The 299-nt window shown below is 53.5% G+C and carries 1 protein-coding gene; it reads right to left on the reverse strand.

The annotated features are described in order from the left end of the window. A partial coding sequence (locus tag MXD62_RS08310) for an ABC transporter permease (protein ID WP_248828819.1) occupies positions 1 to 299 on the reverse strand: 299 nt, incomplete at both ends.

The following is a 299-nucleotide window of genomic DNA, read 5'->3' on the forward strand; positions in this document are numbered from 1 at the left end:
GTGCCGTGCTGCCGGTTTGCAGGCTTTTTTCAAAATCAGCGGGAATATGCACCACAGCGCGAATCTTTCCTTCCCGTAAAAGCGGCAGTGGTTCTTGCTCGGAAAACAGTACTACCCCCGGCGTTTGCTTGATCTTTTCTGCCAGCGGACTGCTCATGTCAGCATCAACCACCAACGGGATGTAAGCCTTCGCATCCCGCTGCACGCTGCTCATCGCCGAGGAAAGCAGGAGGAATACCAGGGGAATGACCAAAATGGGAATGATAAACGTCCCGATGATCGTTTTCCTGTCTCGCAGC

The sequence above is a fragment of the Frankia sp. Mgl5 genome, from assembly GCF_023242985.1.
GTDB lineage: Bacteria > Actinomycetota > Actinomycetes > Frankiales > Frankiaceae > Parafrankia > Parafrankia soli.